The sequence below is a fragment of the Massilia sp. 05N420 genome (assembly GCF_056397205.1).
Genome location: NZ_JBFTMX010000014.1, coordinates 35,705 through 53,690, shown reverse-complemented (window position 1 = coordinate 53,690; position 17,986 = coordinate 35,705). Strand labels below are relative to the sequence as shown.

The 17,986-nt window shown below is 68.6% G+C and carries 9 protein-coding genes; 4 read left to right on the top strand and 5 right to left on the bottom strand.

What is annotated here, in order from left to right:
* Positions 1-308: 308 nt before the first annotated feature.
* Positions 309-1,484 (top strand): efflux RND transporter periplasmic adaptor subunit, encoded by a 1,176-nt coding sequence (locus AC1DIX_RS10475; protein WP_477324120.1) that lies wholly within the window; start codon positions 309-311, stop codon positions 1,482-1,484.
* A gap of 12 nt (positions 1,485-1,496) precedes the next feature.
* Entirely contained in the window at positions 1,497-4,697 is a 3,201-nt protein-coding gene (locus AC1DIX_RS10470; protein ID WP_477324118.1) for an efflux RND transporter permease subunit, read from the top strand.
* A gap of 143 nt (positions 4,698-4,840) precedes the next feature.
* On the opposite strand, the gene AC1DIX_RS10465 is transcribed toward AC1DIX_RS10470, so the two are convergent.
* The 4 genes from AC1DIX_RS10465 to AC1DIX_RS10450 all read right to left on the bottom strand — a co-directional run bounded on the left by AC1DIX_RS10465 (position 4,841) and on the right by AC1DIX_RS10450 (position 8,827).
* Positions 4,841-5,230 carry a hypothetical protein gene (locus tag AC1DIX_RS10465; RefSeq protein ID WP_477252475.1) on the bottom strand — a complete coding sequence of 130 codons (390 nt, stop codon included), beginning with the start codon at positions 5,228-5,230 and terminating at the stop codon, positions 4,841-4,843.
* Between the two features lie 239 nt (positions 5,231-5,469).
* Positions 5,470-6,441, bottom strand: a complete 972-nt coding sequence (locus AC1DIX_RS10460; protein ID WP_477324116.1) for an NAD(P)H-hydrate dehydratase — start codon at positions 6,439-6,441, stop codon at positions 5,470-5,472.
* Between the two features lie 13 nt (positions 6,442-6,454).
* Positions 6,455-7,219: a histidine phosphatase family protein gene (locus tag AC1DIX_RS10455; protein ID WP_442121629.1), complete on the bottom strand. Its 765-nt coding sequence runs from the start codon at positions 7,217-7,219 to the stop codon at positions 6,455-6,457.
* Between the two features lie 207 nt (positions 7,220-7,426).
* Complete coding sequence (locus tag AC1DIX_RS10450) at positions 7,427-8,827, bottom strand: L-cystine transporter (RefSeq protein ID WP_477324114.1); 1,401 nt, start codon at positions 8,825-8,827, stop codon at positions 7,427-7,429.
* 172 nt (positions 8,828-8,999) lie between these two features.
* Between AC1DIX_RS10450 and AC1DIX_RS10445 the strand changes: the two genes are divergently transcribed.
* Both AC1DIX_RS10445 and pbpC read left to right on the top strand, forming a co-directional pair.
* Positions 9,000-14,741: an alpha-2-macroglobulin family protein gene (locus tag AC1DIX_RS10445; RefSeq protein WP_477324112.1), complete on the top strand. Its 5,742-nt coding sequence runs from the start codon at positions 9,000-9,002 to the stop codon at positions 14,739-14,741.
* Complete coding sequence (gene pbpC / locus AC1DIX_RS10440) at positions 14,741-16,930, top strand: penicillin-binding protein 1C (RefSeq protein WP_477324320.1); 2,190 nt, start codon at positions 14,741-14,743, stop codon at positions 16,928-16,930. The genes AC1DIX_RS10445 and pbpC overlap by 1 nt, the downstream gene beginning before the upstream one ends.
* Here the strand turns inward: pbpC and AC1DIX_RS10435 are convergent.
* Positions 16,837-17,850, bottom strand: coding sequence for a 5'-nucleotidase (locus tag AC1DIX_RS10435; protein ID WP_477324110.1), 1,014 nt, complete (start codon positions 17,848-17,850; stop codon positions 16,837-16,839). The two genes, pbpC and AC1DIX_RS10435, sit on opposite strands and share 94 nt — an antisense overlap.
* Positions 17,851-17,986 lie beyond the last annotated feature (136 nt).

Below are 17,986 nucleotides of genomic sequence, written 5' to 3'. Positions count from 1 at the left end.
CGGGGACACTCTTCCGCCTTCGCGGGGACGACAATGCTCGAGCCGTCGTCCCCGCGAAGGCGGGGACCCAAGTTCGTCCAGCTTCCGCAACGTTTCACCCGGACGTCCGCCTGTCCGCCCACTGTCCACTTCCGGACGCATTTCATCTCTGCCAACTGCAGTTCGTCGCACGAATACGCAGTTCATCCCACGAAAACCACGCTCTGCCGATCCCCGATTGACGGCCCAAACCGCCTCACGGATACTGCGCGCTGGTTTTTCATATTCTTATATTTACAGCGTACGAGTCCACCCGGGAGATCCACGAAATGCTGCGCAAAACCCTACTCGTCCTTGCCATTGCCTCGGCGCTCGCCGCCTGCGGTAAAGGTCCCAAGGAACCCGCCAAGCCGGAAACCGCGACTGCGCAGGCCGATGCCAAGAAGGATGGCAAGGCCGTGCAGCTGCTGGTGTCGCCGGAAGACGTGCTGACGGTGCAGAGCAATGCGCTCGCTTCKGGACCCGTGATCACCGGCTCGATCCAGCCGGAACGCAAGGCCGACCTGCGCGCCGAAGTCTCGGCCGTCGTGCTGCAGGTGCTGAAGGAAAACGGCGAGCCGGTCAAGCGCGGCGACGTACTGGTGAAGCTCGACGAGACCTCGATCCGCGACACCCTGATGTCGGCCGAAGCCTCCGCACGCGCGGCCGACCAGGCTTTCGAGCAGTCGACCCGCGCACTGGACCGCCTGAAGACCCTGCGGGCCTCCGGCATGACCTCGGCCCAGGCCCTGGACGACGCCGAAGTGCGCCGCAACACCGCCCAGAGCGAAGTCTCGGCCGCGCGCGCGCGCGTGGCGACGGCCCGCCAGCAGGTCGTCCGCACCGTGGTCCGCGCACCCTTCGACGGCATCGTGTCCGACCGGAAGGTGTCGGCCGGCGACACGGCCGCCATCGGCAAGGAACTGCTGAAAGTCATCGACCCGACCTCGATGCGCTTCGAAGGCCGCGTCTCGGCCGACAAGATCGCCGCCGTGAAAGTCGGCCAGCCGGTCATGTTCCGCGTCAACGGCTATGGTGAGCAACAGTTCAGCGGCATCGTCAAGCGCATCGACCCGTCCGCCAACGACGTCACCCGCCAGGTCGAGGTGCTGGTCGGCTTCAACGGCGGCAAGCAGCCGAGCGTGGCCGGCCTGTACGCCGAAGGCCGCGTCGACGCCGAAATGAGCGACGCCCTGACCCTGCCGGAATCGGCGATGGTCAAGGCCGGCGACAAGACCTATGCCTGGAAGCTCAAGGGCAATGCCCTGGCCAGGGCCGACCTGACGGTGGGCACGCGCGATCCGCGCACCGGCGACTTCGAGATCAAGGGCGGCCTGGCGGCCGGCGATGCCGTGCTGCGCCACCCGAGCGCCAGCCTGAAGGACGGCCAGAAGATCGAGCTGGCGGCCGCCAAGGCGCAAGCGCTTGCGAGCGCCGGCAACGGCCAGGCCCAAGGGAAACAATAAGGATAAGCCTCCATGTTCCTTTCCAATTTCAGCGTCAAGAAGCCGGTCGCCACGATCGTGCTCATCATCGCGATGATGTGCATGGGCCTGTACGCCCTGTCCAAGCTGCGCGTGAACAACGAGCCGGACGTGCAGATTCCGATCCTGGTCGTGACCGTCCCGTATCCGGGCGCCTCGCCCGAGACCAGCGAACGCGAGATCGTCAACCGCCTCGAGAAGCAGATGCAGGCCGTCAGCGGCGTGACCGAAGCGCGCGCCTACGCCAACGAGGGCAGCGCCACCATCGTGCTGCAGTTCGACTTCAAGCGTAACCTGATCGAGGCGGCGGACGACGTTCGCAACGCGATCGCCGCGGTGCGCTACAAGCTGCCGATCGAGATGCGCGAGCCGGTGCTGCGCCGGGTCGATCCCTCGGCCCAGCCGATCATGAACCTGTCGCTGACCTCGACCACCCAGAGCCACGCCGAACTGTCGCGCCTGGCCGAGGACGTGCTGGCCGACCGCTTCCGCGGCATCGACGGCGTGGCCGACGTGCAGGTCGGCGGTTCGCTCAAGCGCGAACTGTCGGTGCTGCTGCATGCGCAAAAGCTGCGCGAGTTCAATGTTTCGGTGACCGATGTCACGAATGCGCTGGGACGCCAGAACACCAATGCGCCGGTCGGCAAGGTGCGCGGTCCGCTGGACGAGAAGGGCATCCGCCTGGTCGGCCGCATCGACCGGCCCGAGGACTTCTCGCAGGTCGTGGTCAAGCGCAACGGCGATACCGTGGTGCGCCTGAACCAGGTGGCCGACATCAAGGACGGCTTCGCCGACGTCGACAATCTGTCGATCCGCAGCGGCAAGCCCGACGTCGGCATCTACATCGTGCGCTCCCGCGAAGCGTCCACGGTGACCATCGCCAAGAAGGTCAACGCGATGATCGAAGAGGTGCAGAAGGAGTTGCCGCCCGGCACCAAGCTGGAAGTCACCTGGGACGGCGGCAAGTCGGCCCAGGACAGCCTGAACAACGTCATCGAGTCGCTGGTATTCGGCGCGGTGCTGACCATCTTCGTGGTGTACGCTTTCCTGAACTCCTGGCGCTCGACCCTGATCACCGCGCTGTCGCTGCCGACCTCGGTGCTGGCGGCCTTCATCGCGGTCTGGCTGTGCGGCTTCACGCTCAACTTCATGACCCTGCTCGGGCTGTCGCTGGCGATCGGCGTGCTGATCGACGACGCGATCGTGGTGCGGGAAAACATCGTGCGGCACATGGAGAACGGCGAGGACCGCCGTACCGCGGCCCTGAACGGCACCGCCGAGATCGGCATGGCCGTGGCCTCGACCACCTTCTCGATCATGGCCGTGTTCATTCCGGTCGCCTTCATGGGCGGCATCGCCGGCGAATGGTTCCGTCCCTTCGCCCTGACCGTGACCTGCTCGGTTGCCGTGTCGCTGCTGATCTCGTTCACGCTGGACCCGATGATGTCGGCCTTCTGGGGCGACCCGCCGGGCCACCACCATGCGCCGAAGCGCGGCCTGGAAAAATACCTGGCGAAATTCAATACCTGGTTCGACCACCAGGCTGACCGCTACGGCAACGTCATCGCCTGGGCCCTGCATCACCGCCGCTCGATGGCCGTGATCGCGCTGCTGTCGCTGGCGGCCGCCATCGGTTTGCACATGTGGAAGGGCGGCGTGGCCTTCCAGCCGAAGATGGACCAGGGCCAGATCAAGATCGAAGTCCGCACCCCGGCCTCGTCCTCGGTCGAGTATGCGCGCCTGAAGATGGAAGAGGCGGCCGCGATCGCCCGCACCCTGCCGGAAACCAAGGATACCAACAGCTCGATCAACGTGAACGGCGGCTCGATCTACGTCGACATCGGCAAGCGCCGCGAACGCAAGCGCAGCGCGTCCGAGGTTGCGACGGCCCTGCGCGACAAGGTCAGCCGCCTGGTGGGCGCCGAGTATGTCGTGATGGACGACCTGTCCGGCAACGGCAAGCCGGTGTCGCTCGACTTCACCGGTCCCGATTCGCGCAAGCTGATGGAACTGACCTCCCGCTACATGGAGAAGCTGCGCCAGATACCGGGTGCGGTCGACGTCACCCTGTCCCAGCAGGATCCGAAGGACGAGCTGCAGATCGAAATGGACCGCGGCCTGGCCAACTCGATGGGCATCTCGGTGGGCGACGCCGCCAGCGCACTGCGCGTGGCCTTCGCCGGCATCGAGGTCGGCGACTGGGTCGACCCGACCGGCCAGAGCCGCGACGTGGCGGTGCGCCTGCACCCGAGCGACCGCGTCGGCACCGACAACATCGAGCGCCTGCCGATCCCGGTGGCCGGCACGAATATGATGGTGCCGCTCGACCAGATCGCGAAGATCACGATGGGCAAGGGCCCGGCCTCGATCTCGCACCGTGACGGCAAGCGCGTGGTCACGGTCACCGCCAACGCCCAGGGCCGCTCGAACGGCGAAGTGATGCAGGATGCGATGAAGCTGGCCAAGACCATGGACTTCCCGCCGGGCTACGGCCTGGCGGTGGGCGGCCAGAGCAAGATCATGAACGAGGTGTTCACCAACCTGGGCATCGGCCTGATCTCCGGCATCGGCCTCATGTACCTGATCCTGGTGATGCAGTTCGGCTCCTTCACCGCGCCGCTGGGCGTGATGATGTCGCTGCCGCTGTCGCTGATCGGGGTGGTCCTGGCGCTGATCCTGACCGGCGGCACCCTGAACATGATGAGCTTCATCGGCATCATCATGCTGATGGGACTGGTGGCCAAGAACGCGATCCTGCTGCTGGATGCGGCGCGTTCCCGTGAAGCCGAAGGCATGGACCGCGAGGAGGCCCTGATGGCTGCCGGCCGCGCCCGCCTGCGTCCGATCCTGATGACCACCTTCGCGCTGATCGCCGGCATGCTGCCGGTGGCGCTGGCCCTCGGCGACTCGGGCGAGTTCTACCAGCCGCTGGCGATCTCCATCATCGGCGGCACCATCACCTCGACGATGCTGACCCTGCTGGTCGTGCCGACCTTCTACGACAGCATCGAGATCGCCCGCGACCGCATGTCCGCCAAGTTCCACCGCCGCGTGGTGCGCTTCTCGGCGCTGCCGGCCTTCGTGATGACCTTCGTCGAAGCGATCCTGACCATCGTGCTGGTGCGCTTCGTGTTCCGCATGATCGTCAAGGCGGGACGCTTCGCGACCGGCCGCCGCGGTCCGGTGACTGCCTGATCCGCTGCGCCGGTTCGCCGGCGCAAGCGTCGTGTCTCAATGCAAAAGGCCTGCTCGCGCAGGCCTTTTTTCGTCGTGTCCGGCGGACGGCTGGCACTCGAGCCGCTTTGCCTCCGCCGCCTGGGTGGCCGCTCAATGGCCGATTAGTGGCCGCTGGTGCCGGTGCCCGTCGTACCGGTGCCGGTGGTGCCGGTGCCGGTGGTGCCCGTGCCGGTTGTGCCCGTGCCGGTGCCGGTGCTGTCGACCGGCGGCGTGGTGCCGGTGCCGGTGGTGCCGGTGCCGGTTGCGCCGGTGCCGGTATCGCCCATGGTGCCGGTTGCGCCGGTGCTGCCGGTGCTGCCTGCGCCGGTGCCGGTGCTACCCGCTGCGCCGGTGCTGCCGGTGCCGCTGGTGCCCGAAGTGCTGCTCGGCGCGGTGGCCGACGTGTCGCCGGTGCCGGTCGTGCTGGTGGTGTCGTTTTTCTTGCAAGCCGCCAGGCTTGCCATCAGGGCTGCGGCAAACAGAATCTTCGATGCGTTGCTAAGAGCTTTCATTTGTTTTACTCCTCGTTCACGTCTACTTTTTTTGCCGCCGTCTCCAGGGTGAGGCGCTGGAGGGTCGACGACGCCAGTTTGGTTTCCAGCGGAACTTTTAGTCCCGTCAGGGAACCTCAGGGAGCCGACGCAATACGCGGCCCCGTGTGGTGTACGAATTCGACTCCGGCTTCCCTGCATGGTTCTGCCGGTGCGCCGAATTGCACACTTCTTTCAGATAAGAGCCGAACCGTCAGGGTTCAGCCCTTCCCCCCGGCGAAACTGCCGGATGGCCGTGATGCCGCGTCGGCAGCATCGCCGGCGGCTTGTTCGAGCAGCGCGGGGACTTCGTCCGCCAGTTCCCGCGCCAGATAACCGAGCCTGCCCAGGCGCGCCGCGAGCCGGTCGCCGGCGCGCGCGTGCAGGACCACGCCCCAGCCCGCCGCCTGGGCGAGCTCGGCGCCGCGTGCCGCGAGTCCGGCGATGATGCCGGCCAGGACGTCGCCCGAGCCCGAGGTGCCGAGCCCGGCGTTGCCGCCTTCGTGCTGCCAGCGCTCGCCCTGCGGCGTGGCGATCACGGTGCGCGCACCCTTCAGCGTGACCACCGCGTTCCAGCGCAGCGCCATCTCCAGGGCGAGCCGGTCGTCGCCGTCGGCGATTCTTTCCTTCGGGATGCCGGTCAGGTGCGCCATCTCGCCCGCGTGCGGCGTCACCAGGACAGGAACGCCGAAGCGGAAGGGCGGGTTGGCGCCGGACGGCGGATGCAGGATCGCGCCCATCGCATCGGCGTCGAGGATGATGCTGGTTTCCGTGCCTTGCAGGCGCGGCAGCAGGGCATGCACCAGGCGCGCGGTGGCGGCCTCGTCCTGCATGCCGGGACCGATCAGGATGGCGTTGATGCGGTCGGCCAGCGGATCGAGGGCGGCCACGGCTTCGACCGTGAAGCCGCCGGCTTCGTTCTCGGCCAGCCCCAGCACGCGGGATTCGGGAATCGCCAGCGCGACCAGCTGGGCCACGCTGTTGCCGGTGGCGACCGTCAGCTTGCCGGCGCCGGCGCGCATGGCGGCGACGGCGGCCAGGATGACGGCGCCCGGCATCTCGCGCGAGCCGCCGAGGATCAGCACGTGGCCGCGCTCCTCCTTGTCGGCATCGAAAGACGGCATCGGCAGCGGCCAGCTGCGCAGCAGGCTTGCATCGAGGTCGCGCGGCCGGGCATGGGTGTGCAGCGTCATGGTGGAGGTCGCCTCAAGCCTTGGCCGCCGTCGGCACATCCTTGCCGGTGGTGACGGGGGTTCCGGTAGCTTCGAGCGGCGCGACAAAATTGACCAGCCGCACGGCGAGCTTGCCGCGCTTGCCCAGCGACGGGTCGAAGGAATAGGAGGTGACCGAGCAGTTCGGCACGTCGCCGGCGCGATCCTGTTCGAGGATGGCGGCTTCGTCCATGCGCTCCAGCAGATAGCGGAAGCAGTTGACGATGACCTGGTGGCCGACGATCAGCACGCGCTCGCGGCAGTATTCGCGGGTGAGGGTGTCGAGCACGCTGCGCAGGCGCAGGATGACGTCGCACCAGCTCTCGCCGCCGGGCGGTCGGAAATAGAACTTCCCGACGTGGCGGCGCTGTTCATACAGGTCGGGATATTGCTCCTTGATGCCGAGCACGGTCAGGCGGTCGAGGATGCCGAATTCCTTTTCGCGCAGGCGTTCGTCGGCGTGCACCGCGAGCAGTTCGTCGCGGTCCAGGCGCTGCATCAGGATGGCGGCCGTCTGCACCGCGCGCACATAGGGCGAGTGCAGCACGACGCTGGGCTGCTCGTGCGGAGGCAGGGCCGCGAACCAGGCGCCCAGCGCTTCCGACTGCTGCCGGCCGAGCTCGGAGAGCGGCACGTCGACATCGCGCTCGGCGATGTCGATGTGCAGTCCGGCCGCGGCTTCGGCGGCATCGCGCGCGACGTTGCCCGCACTCTGCCCATGCCTGACCAGCCAGATTTCCTGAGGCCACTTTTGGTCCATCACCAACCTATTTGTGATTTTGACATGTGCGCATCATAGACGGATTCGTCGGGACCTTCGCGCACGATTCCGCCCGAAAACGTCGCGTGCGGAGGCCCGTCGACAGGAGGTTTGCTGTCAACAAGTGCACGCCAGGAAAACGGTTTTGCTTCGGGAAAGCCGAGGCCGCGCATGCCGGCGGCCGGCCGGCATGCGGGGGAGGCGGGGTCAGGCGACCTGTTCGTCGCCGTCGAGGTTGACCGCGGCGTCGCTGTTGAAGACGCGCATGTCGGTCTGGCCGAGCACGCGGCTGGCCAGGGTGCCGGCCGTGATGGAGCCGCTCACGTTGAGGGCGGTGCGGCCCATGTCGATCAGCGGCTCGATCGAGATCAGCAGGCCGGCCAGCGCCACCGGCAGGTTCATCGCCGACAGCACGATCAGCGCGGCGAAGGTGGCGCCGCCGCCGACCCCGGCAACGCCCACCGAGCCGATGGTGACGATGCCGATCAGCGGCAGGAGGAAGCTGCTGGTGAACGGGTCGATGCCGACGGTCGGCGCGATCATCACCGCCAGCATGGCCGGGTAGATACCGGCGCAGCCGTTCTGGCCCATCATCGAGCCGAAGGAGGCGGCGAAGTTGGCGATGCCCTCGGGCGTGCCGAGGCGCGCGGTCTGGGTCTGCACGCTCATCGGGATGCTGCCGGCCGAGGTGCGCGAGGTGAAGGCGAAGGCCAGCACCGGGAAGATCTTCTTCACGTAGCGCACCGGGTTCAGGCCGACGCCGCCGACGATCAGCAGATGCACGCAGAACATCAGGATCAGGGCGCTGTACGAGGCCATCACGAAGCCGATCAGGTTGAGGATGTCCTGCAGGCTGGAGCTGGCCAGCACCTGGGTGATCAGGGCGAACACGCCGAAGGGCGTCAGGCGCAGCACCAGGGTCACCATGCGCATCACGATCACGTGGGCGACGTGCACGAAGTGGCTGAATGACTCGAACACGTCCGGCTTCTTGCCTGCGATGCCGGTGCTTGATACGCCGATGAAGATCGAGAACAGGACCACGGCGATGGTCGAGGTCTTGCGCGCGCCGGTCATGTCGAGGAAGGGGTTCTCCGGCAGGAAGGAGAGGATGGTGTTCGGCACCGACAGCTGCTGGGCGGTGGCCAGCTTGCCTTCGAGGTAGGCGCCGCGCGCGACTTCGGCCGCGCTCGAGGTCAGGCCGACCGCGGACAGGCCGAACAGCTTGGCCATCAGGATGCCGATGCCGGCGGCGATGGCGGTGGTGATCATCAGGGTGCCGATCGTCAGCGCGCTGATCTTGCCGAGCGAGGAGGCGTCGCGCAGCTTCAGGATGGCCTGGATGATGGAGACCATGATCAGCGGGATGATGATCATCTGCAGCAGCTTGACGTAGCCGGTGCCGAGCACGTCGAGCCAGGCATCGGTATCGGCAATGACCGGCGAACCGAGCCCGTACACGGCCTGGAAGCCCGCGCCCAGCACGATGCCGATGCCGAGGCCGGTGAACACCCGCTTGGTGAAGGAGACATGGCGCTGCTGCATGAAGAACAGCAGGGCGCAGACGGCGAGGGCAATGGCCAGGTTCAGGATCAATTGGATGTGCATGGTGTCTTCGGTGGATGCCTGTCGTCGTATATGCGTACAGGAAATATAACAGACGCATTTTATAGCCATTCATGCATAGCGTGCATAGCCTGTCTTTTTTTACGGTTGTAAATGTTGTTGACAGGGTTAGCCTTTATGGCAAGATCGGCTGGCTTCGGACAGGAGGAAAAAGATGCGCGGCGTGAGCTTGCTGAGGGGGCTGTACCTGGGGGGGCTGTGCTGGTGGCCCGCCACCGCCGCGCTGGCGCAGACGGCGCCGCCCGGCATCGAGATGTTTTCTCCGGAAGGGACCGTCAGCCAGGTGCGCCAGGCCACGGCGCGCTTCTCCGTCCCCATGGTGTCCTTCGGCGACATGCGCGCGCCGGCGCCTTTCGAGGTCGACTGTCCGGTGCCCGGCAAGGGACGCTGGGTCGACGACCGCACCTGGGCCTACGACTTCGAACGCGACCTGCCCGGCGCCGTGCGTTGCCGCTTCCAGCTGCGCGCCGACCTGCGCGACCTGGCAGGGCAGGCGCTGGCGGGCCGGCGCGAATTCGTGCTCGCCACCGGCGGGCCGGCCGTCCTCCACGCCGCGCCCTACGACGGCAGCAGCGCGATCGACGAGCACCAGGCCTTCGTGCTGGCGCTGTCGGCCCCTGCCACGGCGCCGTCCGTCAGCGGCCACGCCTGGTGCCAGGCCGACGGCATCGCCGAGAAGATCGGCGTGCGCATCCTGGGCGGCGAGGCGCGCGAACAGGCGCTGCTGGCGAGCCGCTGGATGGTCCAGAACACCCTGCGCGGCGATGGCGATGGCGGGCAGGAACGCGGCAAGCCCTATACGCCGGCCCGGCTGCGCGCCGACGAACGCGCGGGCAAGCTCGATCGCCTGCTGGTGCTGCAATGCCAGCGCACCCTGCCGGCCGATACCAAGGTGGCCCTGGTCTGGGGCAAGGGCATCGCCGCCGCCAACGGCGCCGCCACCAGCGCCGACCACATGCTGGCCTACAAGACCCGGCCCGACTTCAGCGCCAGGCTGCGCTGCGACCGGGTCAGCGCGCGGGCCCAGTGCATTCCCTTCCTGCCGATGCGCCTGGAATTCAGCGCGCCGATCGCCGTGGCCGATGCGCGCGGCATCTACATGGAAGAGGCGAACGGCAAGCGCCATCCGGTGGCCTTCGGCAAGGACGAAGAGCGCGGCGCCACGGTGAGCATGGTCAGCCTGCCCGGGCCCTTCCCGGAACAGGCGCGCCTGAGCCTGCACCTTCCGGACGGCCTGAAGGACGATGCCGGCCGGCCGCTGGTGAACCGTGCGCGCTTCCCGCTGCCGATCCGCACCGGCGAGGCGCCGCCGCTGGTGAAGTTCGCGGCGCCTTTCGGCATCCTCGAAGCGAAAGGGGACCGCATGCTGCCGGTCACGGTGCGCAACGTCGAACCCAGGCTGGCGGGCAAGCTGCACGGCAGTGGCGCCACCCTGCAGCTGAAGGGCGGCCGCGAGCAGGACATCATCGCCTGGCTGCGCAAGCTGTCCCGGCCGGGCACCGGCTGGACGCCGGACCAGCCCTCCGGCAAGCAGCTCGAGACGTCGGTATTTGCCGGGGCCAGGCCGGATACCCTGCAGCGCTTCATCCTGCCCAAGCCGAACGGACGGCGCGCCTTCGAAGTCATCGGCATTCCGCTGCGCGAGCCGGGCTTTTATGTGGTGGAGCTGGAAAGCCCGCGCCTGGGTGCGGCCCTGAATCCGAAAGGGCGCAGCGCCTGGGTCCGCAGCAGCGCCCTGGTCACGAATATGGCGGCCCACTTCAAGCTGGGCGCGCAATCCTCGCTGGTATGGGTGACCTCGCTCGACCAGGGCAGGCCGGTGGGCGGCGCCCGGGTCGAGGTGCGCGATTGCGCGGCGCGCCTGCTGTGGAGCGGGACCAGCGATGCGCAGGGCATCGCCCGCATCCGCAAGGAACTGCCGGCATCCCGCTGCAAGGGCATGGACGGCTACTTCGTCAGCGCGCGCCGCGGCGAGGACTTCAGCTTCACGCTGTCGGACTGGCATGAGGGCATCGAGAACTGGCGTTTCAACCTTCCGACCGGCGGCCGCTTCGAGGACAGCCGCATCGCCGCCACCGTTTTCGACCGCACCCTGCTGCGCGCCGGCGAGACCGTGCACATGAAGCACTTCCTGCGCCGCCACACGAGCGCCGGCTTCGCCATGGTCAAGGTGAATGACAGGCCGCCGGCTTCGAACCAGGACTGGCGCGCCCAGGAACTCGGCGTCGACAAGACCGCGTACCCGGTCCGCGGTTTCATCGTCCACCAGGGCAGCGGCGAGAAGACCGGATTCGCGCTCGACTGGGATGCCGGCGGCGCGGCCCAGGGCGAGTGGAAGATCCCGCAGGACGCCAAACTGGGCGTGTACGAAGTGCTGGTCGGCGGCCAGGTGTCGGGCTCCTTCCGCGTCGAGCAGTTCCGCGTGCCGACCATGAAAGCGGTGCTGAAATCGCCGGACCAGGCCCAGGTGGCGCCGAACGCGGTCACCTTCGATGCCCAGGTGGGTTATCTGTCCGGCGGTCCGGCGGCCCAGGTCCCGGTCAAGCTGCGCAGCGTGGTGCAGGAGACCGGCGTGCAGTTCCCCGGTTATGAGGAATTCGGCCTGGGGCTGGGCGACGTCAAGGAAGGCGTGGTGGCGATGGGCGGCGGCGACGAGGAGGAGGACGCCGGCAGCGAGGAAGGAGACGGGCAGCTCGAAGCCGCGCGCACCCAGTCGCTGACCCTGGACCGTGCCGGCGGCGCGCGCATCGCTGTGGACAGGCTGCCGCCGCTCGACAAGCCGAAAAGCCTGCTGGCCGAACTGTCCTTCCAGGATCCGAACGGCGAGACCTCGACCGTGGCGGCGCGGGTGCCGCTGTGGCCCTCGGCCTACGTGGTCGGCATCAGGCCGAACGGCTGGATGCAGACCAAAGATGCGGTCAAGTTCCAGGCCGTGGTGCTGGACGCCGCCGGCAAGCCCGTGCCCGGCGTCGCGGTCGGCGTCGACTTCTTCGTGCGCCGGACCACCTCGCACCGCCGGCGCCTGGTCGGCGGCTTCTACGCGTATGAGCACAGCAGCGAGATCAAACGCCTGGGCGAGGCCTGCGGCGGCACGACCGATGCGCAGGGCCTGCTGGCCTGCGAGGTGTCCGCTCCGGCCGAGGGCGACCTGATCCTGCGTGCCCGCGCCAGCGACCCGCAGGGACGGGTGGCCGCGACCCGGCGCGAGATCTGGATCGGCGGCGCCGAGGAACAATGGTTTGCCGCCGGCGATCATGATCGCATCGACCTGCTGCCGTCGAAGAAGCGCTACGAACCCGGCGAGACCGCGACCCTGCAGGTGCGCAGCCCCTTCCGCAAGGCCAGCGTGCTGGTGACGGTGGAGCGCGAAGGCATCCTCGACGCCTATGTGCGCCAGCTGTCCGGCCGCGACCAGTCGGTCGGCATCCCGGTCAAGGACAGCTATGCGCCGAACGTCTTCGTGTCGGCCCTGGTGGTGCGCGGACGCGTGGGCGGCGTGCAGCCCACCGCGCTGGTCGATCTCGGCAAGCCGGCCTACAAGCTCGGTTACGCGCCGCTGCGCGTCGGCTGGGCCGCGCACGAGCTGAAGGTGAAGGTGACGCCGGAACGCAGCGTCTACAAGGTGCGCGAGCAGGCGAAGGTGACGCTGAAGGTCGAGGCGCCCGGCGGCGGCAGGCTGCCGGCCGGGACCGAGGTGGCGCTGGCGGCGGTCGACGCCGGCCTGCTGGAGCTGATGCCGAACAGCAGCTGGAACCTGCTGGAGACCATGATGCGCGAACGGAACCTGCAGGTCGAGACGGCGACCGCGCAGATGCAGGTGATCGGCAAGCGCCACTTCGGCCGCAAGGCCTTCCCGCACGGCGGCGGCGGCGGGCGCAGCGCGACCCGCGAATTGTTCGAGACCCTGCTGCTGTGGAAGGGCAAGGTGGCGGTCGACGCCAACGGCGAAGCCAGCGTGCAGGTGCCGCTCAACGACACCCTGGGCAGCTTCCGCATCGTCGCCGTGGCCAGCGGCGGGGCCGGCCTGTTCGGCACCGGCTCGGCCGACATCCGCACCACCCAGGACCTGATGCTGCTGTCGGGGCTCCCTGCCAGCGTGCGCGAGGGCGACAGCTTCCGCGCCGGCTTCACGGTGCGCAATGCCTCGCAGCGCGAGCTGAAGGTGCGCCTAGGGGCGAGCGTGGGCGCGGATGCGGGCAAGGGCCAGTCGCTGGCGCCACTGAGCGTGACCCTGGCGCCGGGCGAGGCCCGCGAGCTGGGCTGGAACTGGAGCGTGCAGGCCGGCGCCAAAGCCCTGCAGTGGGAGGTCGACGCCAACGGCGGAGAAGGGGCGCAGGACCGCATCCGCATCCGCCAGCAGGTGGGCGTGGCGGTGCCGGTGCGCACCCTGCAGGCAACCCTGCTCCAGCTCGACGGCGAGAAGACCCTGCCGGTGCAGCGCCCGGCGGACGCGCTGCCGGGACGCGGCGGTGTCGAGACCGTGCTGAGCGCGCGCCTGGGCGGCGACCTGCCGGGCGTGCGCGACTACATGCGCGCCTATCCCTACACCTGCTTCGAGCAGCGCACCTCGCGCTCGGTGGCGCTGCGCGACAAGACCATGTGGGAAGCCACGGTGGCGACCTTGCCGGCCCACCTGGATGCGGATGGCCTGGTCAAGTACTTCGCGCCGATGGAACTGGGCAGCGACACCCTGACGGCCTATGTGCTGTCCCTGACAGGCGAAGCCGGCTACACGATTCCCGAAGACCTGAAGCAGCGCATGGAAGCGGGACTCACCGCCTTCGTCGACGGCAAGATCGCCCGCCCGCCCTACCTGGCCAGCGGCGAACTCACGGTGCGCAAGCTGGCCGCGCTGGAGGCCTTGTCGAGGAGCGGGATGGTGAAGCCGGCGATGCTGGAATCGATCACGGTCGAACCGAACCAGTGGCCGACCTCCGCCGTGCTGGACTGGTACCAGGTGCTCACCCGCACCCGCGACCTGCCGCAGCGCGAGCAGCAGCTCGCGCAGGCGCGTCAGGTGCTGCGCGGGCGCCTGAACCTGCAGGGCACGACCCTCGGCTTCTCAACCGAGCGCCGCGACGACTGGTGGTGGTTGATGGCCTCCGCCGACGTCAATGCCAACCGCCTGCTGCTGGCCGCCACCGGCGACCCGTTCTGGCAGGCCGACATCGGCCGTCTGGCGCGCGGCGCGCTGGGCCGCCAGAAGCAGGGACGCTGGAACACGACCACCGCCAACGCCTGGGGCGTGGTGGCGCTGGATGCCTTCTCGCGCAAGGTCGAGGCCGAGCCGGTGAGCGGCAATGCGCAGATGACGCTGGGCGACGCATCCTGGACCGGCACGGTGCCGTCGACGGTGCTGCAGGCCTGGCCGGAAGGGCCGGCGACCCTGAAGCTGCGCCAGCTCGGCAGCGGCAAGCCATGGGCGACCGTGCGCAGCCTGGCCGCGGTGCCGCTCAAGGCGCCGCTGTCCTCGGGCTACCGGATCGTGCGCAGCATCACGCCAGTGGAACAGAAGACCAGGGGCCAGTGGTCGCGCGGCGACGTCTACCGCGTGCGGATCGACGTCGAGGCCCAGGCCGATATGACCTGGGTGGTGGTCGACGATCCGATCCCGGCCGGCGCCAGCATCCTCGGCACGGGACTCGGGCGCGACAGCCAGATCGCCACCGCCGGCGAGCGCTTCCGCGGCTGGGTCTTCCCGGCCTTCCAGGAACGCACCCAGGCCGCCTTCCGTTCCTACTATGAGTTCGTCCCGAAGGGCAGCTTCAGCGTCGAGTACACGGTGCGCCTGAATAACGAGGGCCGTTTCGCCATGCCCGTCACGCGGGTCGAGGCCCTCTACAACCCGGAGATGTTCGGCGAGCTGCCGAACGCCGGGGTGGTGGTGGGACCGTGATGCGTGCCTTGCTGCTGGCCCTGGCGATCGCCGTTCCGGCTGCGGCCGCGGTGCCGGCGCCGGAACAGGTAAAGGCCGCCTGGAAGCCTTCGGACGCCCAGCTGCTGGACCGCCACGGCGAGCCGCTGGAGAGCGTGCGCATCGACATGGCGGCGCGCCGCCAGCCCTGGGTGGCGCTGGCCGACATCTCGCCCAGCCTGGGCCGCGCGGTGATGCAGGCCGAGGACCAGCGCTTCATGGAACATGGCGGCATCGACTTCAAGGCGGTCGGCCAGGCGGCCTGGGACAACCTGTTGCGGGTCGGGCGCGGCGGCCCGTCGCGCCTGCGCGGAGCGTCCACCATCACGATGCAGCTGGCCGGTCTGCTCGACCCGGGGCTGGCGGCCCGCGCGGCCGGCCGCAGCTGGAGCCAGAAGTGGGACCAGGCCCTCGCCGCGCGCGAGCTGGAGGCCGGCTGGAGCAAGCAGCAGATCCTGGAGGCCTACCTGAACCTGGCAAGCTTCCGCGGCGAGCTGCAGGGCGTCGGCGCGGCATCGCGTGGCTTGTTCGGCAAGGCACCAATCAGCCTGGACATCGGCGAATCGGCGATCCTGGCGAGCCTGCTGCGCGCACCGGGCGCCCCCGGCCGCGAGGTCGCGCGCCGCGCCTGTGCACTGGCCGCGGAACTGAAGGCGGCGTCGAACTGCGCCACCATCGAGTGGCAGGTCGAGGTGGCCCTGAGCCGTCCGGGCGCGGCCTTCCAGCAGCCGCCGGCCCAGGTGGCGCGCCAGCTGCTGGACGGCGGCAGCGGCCAGCGCGCGGCCCGCAGCACCCTGGATGCGAAGCTGCAGCGCTTCGCCGCCGCAACCCTGCGCCGCCACCTGGCCGAACTGGCCGAGCGCAACGTCGGCGACGGCGCCGTGGTGGTGCTGGACAACGCCAGCGGCGAGATCCTCGCCTATGTCGCCAACACGGGCAGCAAAGAAGTGGACGGCGTGGCCGCCCTGCGCCAGGCCGGATCGACCTTGAAACCCTTCCTGTACGAGCTGGCGATCGAACGCGGCGTGCTGCATGCGGCGTCTCTGCTGGACGATACCCCGGTCGACATCCCGACCGTCGGCGGCCTTTACGTACCGCAGAACTACGACCGCCGCTATCACGAGGTGGCGAGCGTGCGCACCAGCCTGGCCGGCTCGCTGAACATCCCGGCGGTGCGCACCCTGATGCTGACGGGACTGGAACGCTTCCATGAGCGGCTGCGCGAAGTCGGCATCGCCAGCCTGACGGAGGCGGCCGATTTCTACGGCTATTCGCTGGCGCTGGGCTCCGCCGACGTCAGCCTGCTGGACCTCAGCAACGCCTACCGCACGCTGGCCAATGGCGGCCTGCAGGGCAGCGTCACGCTCAGGGCGCGCGCACCGGAGAAGCAGCGCCGCGTGCTGGACGAACGCGGCGCCTTCATCGTCGCCGACATCCTGTCCGACCGCGGCGCACGCAGCGTCACCTTCGGCCTGCGCAACGAGCTCGCCACCAGCTTCTGGAGCGCGGTGAAGACCGGCACCAGCAAGGACATGCGCGACAACTGGTGCGTCGGCTTCACGGACCGCTACACGGTCGGGGTCTGGGTCGGCAATTTCGACGGTAGCCCGATGTGGGACGTGTCCGGCGTTTCGGGCGCGGCGCCGGTGTGGCGCGATGTGATGGACTACCTGCACCGCGACCGGCCAGGCCGCGCGCCGGCGCCGCCGTCAGGCGTGGTGCGGCAGACGGTCGCCTTCACGCCCGCGGTGGAAGCGCCGCGCAGCGAGTGGTTCGTGCGCGGCACCGAGACCGCATCGGTGGAGCTGCTGGCGCCCTCGCAGCGCCAGCCGAAGATCGTGTATCCGGCCGATTCCAGCCTGATCGCACTCGACCCCGACATCCCCGAACGCCTGCAGCGGCTGCGTTTCGAGGCCCAGGGCGAGGGCGGCCTGGCCTGGGTGCTGGACGGTAAAGACGTGGGCGCGGCCGAGCTGGAAGCCGGCTGGGCGCCGGTGCCGGGCAAGCATGAATTGAAGCTGGTGGGGCGGGACGGGCGCACTTTGGCGAGCGCCCGTTTCGAGGTGCGCGGCGGTTCTCAGCTGGTTTCGAGCTTCTCGACCAGCAGCGGCGGATCGTCGGCCAGCTCTACCCCGGCCAGAGGCGAAAACAGCGGCGAGTCCGAGCGGTAGGGCACGCGGCCGGAAGGCACGTGCTTGGCGGCGGGATCGAGGTGCAGGTCCTGGTCGTCGAAGAAGATGTGGGCGCGGAAGGCCTTCACCACCTTCGACTTCGGCACGCCGCCCAGGAAGAAGATCTCGTTCACGTAGACCCCCCAGTGGCGCAGGGTATTGATGACCCGCATCTCGGCCGGCGCGCTGCGCGCGGTGACGATGGCGATGCGCACCGGGGACGCATCCGCGCCGAAGGGCAGGCGTTCCTGCAGCCTGGCCAGCTTGCGCAGCAGGATCGCATAGGGCCCGTCGTTCATCGGCTCGTTCTGCTTTTCGTCCTCGACCGTGTGGAAGCGGCCCAGGCCTTCGGTCTTGTAGACCAGCTCACTGGAATCGTCGAACAGCACGGCGTCGCCGTCGAAGGCGATCCGCACCTGGTCCTCGAGCGGCGCCTCGCCGGCGTGCGGCGGCGGCTTGAGCACGGCGGCGGCGCAGGCCTGGGCATCGATGATGCGCTGGGCGTCGTCGACGTTCGTGGTCAGGAACAGGTCGACCGCGAAGGCGTCCAGGTAATCGACCACCGACTGCCCGCCGGTGAAGGCGTGGCGCGAGATCGGCAGCCCGCGCGAGCGGATGTTGTTGAAGACGCGGACCCCGGTCTCGGGACTGTTGCGCGACATGACCACCACCTCGACCAGGGGCCGGGATTCGGAGGGCGCAAAGCGGTTCAGGCCGAGCAGGGCGCGCACCAGCGGCATGCCGGTGCCGTCGCGCAGCGCTTCGTTCTCGCGTTCCAGCATGTAGGCGCGGTACTCCTCGAGCGCGCTCTGGGGATTTTTCGCGTGTCTGGCTTTGTAGACGGCATCCGCTTCGGCCAGGTCGAACAGGGCAGTGGCGGAAATGCCGACGACGAGGGTGTCTGAAAGGTCGAGGGGCATGGCGGCTGAATGGCTGAATGGTTGAGTGGCGATACCGATCGATCTTACCTGACCCCACGGTTCCTTTGGGAAACGATTCGACGAGAATCTCCGGCTCCGTTGAGGTCGAGCAAGGGGCCATGGCCCGTACCCCCAT

What these genes read in the sequence shown, in the direction of transcription:
- AC1DIX_RS10470 (WP_477324118.1), top strand. Translation starts at nt 1,497, where the DNA reads ATGTTCCTTTCCAATTTCAGCGTCAAGAAGCCGGTCGCCACGATCGTG.
- AC1DIX_RS10465 (WP_477252475.1), bottom strand. Translation starts at nt 5,230, where the DNA reads ATGAAAGCTCTTAGCAACGCATCGAAGATTCTGTTTGCCGCAGCCCTG.
- AC1DIX_RS10460 (WP_477324116.1), bottom strand. Translation starts at nt 6,441, where the DNA reads ATGACGCTGCACACCCATGCCCGGCCGCGCGACCTCGATGCAAGCCTG.
- AC1DIX_RS10455 (WP_442121629.1), bottom strand. Translation starts at nt 7,219, where the DNA reads ATGGACCAAAAGTGGCCTCAGGAAATCTGGCTGGTCAGGCATGGGCAG.
- AC1DIX_RS10450 (WP_477324114.1), bottom strand. Translation starts at nt 8,827, where the DNA reads ATGCACATCCAATTGATCCTGAACCTGGCCATTGCCCTCGCCGTCTGC.
- AC1DIX_RS10445 (WP_477324112.1), top strand. Translation starts at nt 9,000, where the DNA reads ATGCGCGGCGTGAGCTTGCTGAGGGGGCTGTACCTGGGGGGGCTGTGC.
- pbpC (WP_477324320.1), top strand. Translation starts at nt 14,741, where the DNA reads ATGCGTGCCTTGCTGCTGGCCCTGGCGATCGCCGTTCCGGCTGCGGCC.
- AC1DIX_RS10435 (WP_477324110.1), bottom strand. Translation starts at nt 17,850, where the DNA reads ATGCCCCTCGACCTTTCAGACACCCTCGTCGTCGGCATTTCCGCCACT.